Here is a 3,031-nt window from a genome sequence, read left to right on the forward strand (position 1 = left end):
CCACACCGGCCGCTTCCTCACCGAGCGCTGCACCCTCCAGCCCGGCCACCGGGTCGAACAAGCGCGCCTGTACCACGCGTACACGGCCTGGTCCCGGCACGAGGGCATCACTCCCGCCACCTCCCGCGCCTTCGCCGCCCGCATCCGAGAGACCGTCGGGCTGGCGTCGCCGAAGGAGATGCTGCTGTCGAACCAGCGCAAGTACTACCCCGGCATCGGGCTCCTCGACGGCGGGGAGGAAGGGGCGGGGTGAGTGCTCTGATCGACGGGGACGAGATCAGTGAGGAAACGGAGCTGGTCTGGCTGGAGGACATCTCGATCCTGGACTACGTACGACAGAGCCTGGACCGACTGCCCAACCGACGCGGAAAACCCGCCTACCACCGCGACGGCCGCATGGTCGGATACGCCGTACTCCACCCCCGAGCCCGCCCCTCACGCTCCTCCGGCACCTTCCGCCGACGCGTCTTCTGGCTCCTGCCCCACGACCGCGACACCGCACCCCAAGGCCTCTACGCCACCGGCGCACCCGCAGAAGCCGTCGACCCCACCACCCTCACCCCCCGCGCCAAAGGCCACAAAACCGAACGCTCCGAAGGCGGACCCCTCTCCCACCCCCACCACCACCCGGGCACGCCCGTGCCGGGGTGATGAGGCAGTGGCGGCTCGTTTCAGCCGGTGAGGGCGTTGCCGGCCAGGGTGTCCTTCTGTTCGCCCGCTGTGGCATAGCCGTCGGTGACGATGCGGTCCGCGGCCTGGGCGTAGTAGTCGTCCTGCGTCGGGATGTCGGTCGCCAGGCAGCTGACGTAGCGGTTGTACATGCAGAAGGCGGCGGCGATCAGCACGGTGTCGTGGATGTCGCTGTCCTCGGCGCCCGCGGCGCGGGCGGCCGCCACTGCCTCGTCGGTGACGGGGCGCGCCGCCGCCTGGACTTCGGCGGCGATGGCCAGCAGGGCGCGCAGCCGGGGGGAGACCGGGGCGTCCTGCGGTGCGGTGAGGACGGCGGCCACCGCCTCGGGGCCCCCGTCCAACTGGGCTGCCGCCGCGGCCCCGTGGGTTCCGGCGCAGAACGGTGTCTCGTTCAAGCGGGAGACGTAGGCGGCGATCAGCTCCCGTTCGCCCCGGCTCAGGGAGGCGGGGGCACGCAGCAGGACGTTGGCGAGGTGGTTGAGCGGTGCGGCGGTGTCGGGCCGGAGGAACATCAGCCCCCGGATACCGGGGTGGTCATTGCCGATGGCTATGTGCGGCACGGGGCTCCTCGGATGCGCGCGGGCGAAGACGCCTTCATGTTCACCGGGGGAGCATCCTCGCTCAACTCCCTTCGTGCGCTTGTGTGTCGGGATCCGGTGTGGCATCGGCCCGTTCTCGGTTCCGTGCTTCGGGCGAGCATTCTGGGAGATGGGTCCGCCCAGCGCCGCTTCTACGCTGTGAACTTTCCGGCAGCCGTGGAGGGGGACCTGTTGTGGCAGGCATCGCTGAGTCAGCGGCGCGGGAGCGGAGAGGGGCGGCGGAGGGGCCGGCGGTCCGGCGGCGCGGGTTGCTGCTTCTGCTGAGTGCGTTCGCCGGGTTCGTGCTGACCGTCGTCTGGTCGGCGGAGTTCGTGGACCAGGTCGTGGGCGGCACGATCGCGACGTCGTTGCTCGGACATGATCCGGAGGCGTCGGCGTTGACGTCGGTGGTGTCCGGGACGGTCTTCGCCTTCGTCTCCGGTCTGGCCGGGACCTTCACCGCGTGCAACATCGCGGTGTTCGGTTCGGTCGCCCCGATGCTGGGAAGCGTGAACAGCCGGGCGGGCCGGGCGGTGCGGGCCCTTCAGCCGCTGGGATGGCTGTTCCTCGGCATGGCCGCGGTCTCGGTGACGTACGGGGCGGTGGTCGGTCTGGTGGGGACGTCGATGCCCCAGTTCTCCCAGGCGCAGCCGGTCGCGGGGGAGTTGTCGGGGCGGACGGTGCAGTCGATGGTCACGTTCGGGGTGATCGGGCTGGCGATGTTCTGGCTGGGGCTCAGCGCGCTGGGGTACACCCGTGATCCGTTCGCGAAGGCGTCCCGTCGCTTTCCGCAGGCTCAGACGGTGTTCATGGGGGTCCTGGTCGGGGGGTTCCTGGTGGGGCGGCCGTATCCGCTGTTCCGGCAGCTCTTCCGCGACGCGGCGCAGAGCGGCAACCCTCTTTACGGGGCGTCGGCCTTCCTGTTGCAGTCGATCGGCAACGTGCTGGTCATCGCGGTGGTCTTCTTCCTGTTGGCGTACTTCGCGGGCGGGCGGGCGGCTGCCTGGATGACGGCGGATCCCGGTCGGATGGCGGCCGTGACCGCGGTGACCCTGATCGTGGCGGGTGTCTTCACGTTCCTGTACTGGGACGTCAGGATCCTCGCGCGCCGGGAGGTCATCCCGTGGTATCCGATCGCTCCGTGGGCCGCTTGAGATCCTGGGCCCGTGCCGGAGGGAGGATGCCATACCCCCGCGCCGGGCCGTTGCGGTATCCGACTTTAGGCTGCTCATGGCCGCGGGCCCGGTGCACAGTGTCCAGTAGCGGCTGTGGTCGAGGAGGAGGCGGAGTGAGTGCTCTGATCGACGGGGACGAGATCAGTGAGGAAACGGAGCTGGTCTGGCTGGAGGACATCTCGATCCTGGACTACGTACGACAGAGCCTGGACCGACTGCCCAACCGACGCGGAAAACCCGCCTACCACCGCGACGGCCGCATGGTCGGATACGCCGTACTCCACCCCCGAGCCCGCCCCTCACGCTCCTCCGGCACCTTCCGCCGACGCGTCTTCTGGCTCCTGCCCCACGACCGCGACACCGCACCCCAAGGCCTCTACGCCACCGGCGCACCCGCAGAAGCCGTCGACCCCACCACCCTCACCCCCCGCGCCAAAGGCCACAAAACCGAACGCTCCGAAGGCGGACCCCTCTCCCACCCCCACCACCACCCGGGGGTCGGTCCTCCGAACGGTTCCGGTTCGCGTTCGACGCCTCCGTCCTGATCACGGCGTGGTCTCGTGGTGGGTGAGGAAGCGGCCGGTGTGG

At 70.0% G+C, this 3,031-nt stretch carries 5 protein-coding genes; 4 read left to right on the forward strand and 1 reads right to left on the reverse strand.

All coding sequences use genetic code 11. From position 1 onward, the window contains the following. Both AMK24_RS32445 and AMK24_RS32450 read left to right on the forward strand, forming a co-directional pair. The coding region (locus AMK24_RS32445) for a primase-like DNA-binding domain-containing protein (RefSeq protein WP_274535093.1) at positions 1–253 on the forward strand (253 nt) is incomplete at its 5' end. Next, positions 250–651, forward strand: a complete 402-nt coding sequence (locus tag AMK24_RS32450; RefSeq protein WP_073772454.1) for a DUF6009 family protein — start codon at positions 250–252, stop codon at positions 649–651. The genes AMK24_RS32445 and AMK24_RS32450, both read left to right, overlap by 4 nt. 20 nt (positions 652–671) lie before the next feature. Here the strand turns inward: AMK24_RS32450 and AMK24_RS32455 are convergent, their stop codons facing one another. Next, on the reverse strand, positions 672–1,250 hold the full coding sequence (locus tag AMK24_RS32455) for a carboxymuconolactone decarboxylase family protein (RefSeq protein ID WP_073772455.1): 579 nt from the start codon (positions 1,248–1,250) through the stop codon (positions 672–674). A gap of 212 nt (positions 1,251–1,462) precedes the next feature. On the opposite strand from AMK24_RS32455, the gene AMK24_RS32460 reads away from it, so the two are divergent. Then, positions 1,463–2,422: a hypothetical protein gene (locus AMK24_RS32460; RefSeq protein ID WP_199876560.1), complete on the forward strand. Its 960-nt coding sequence runs from the start codon at positions 1,463–1,465 to the stop codon at positions 2,420–2,422. Positions 2,423–2,556: 134 nt separating this feature from the next. Continuing rightward, positions 2,557–2,988, forward strand: a complete 432-nt coding sequence (locus tag AMK24_RS32465) for a DUF6009 family protein (protein ID WP_242435353.1) — start codon at positions 2,557–2,559, stop codon at positions 2,986–2,988. Positions 2,989–3,031: the final 43 nt, after the last annotated feature.

This window comes from Streptomyces sp. CB02366, assembly GCF_001905905.1.
GTDB lineage: Bacteria > Actinomycetota > Actinomycetes > Streptomycetales > Streptomycetaceae > Streptomyces.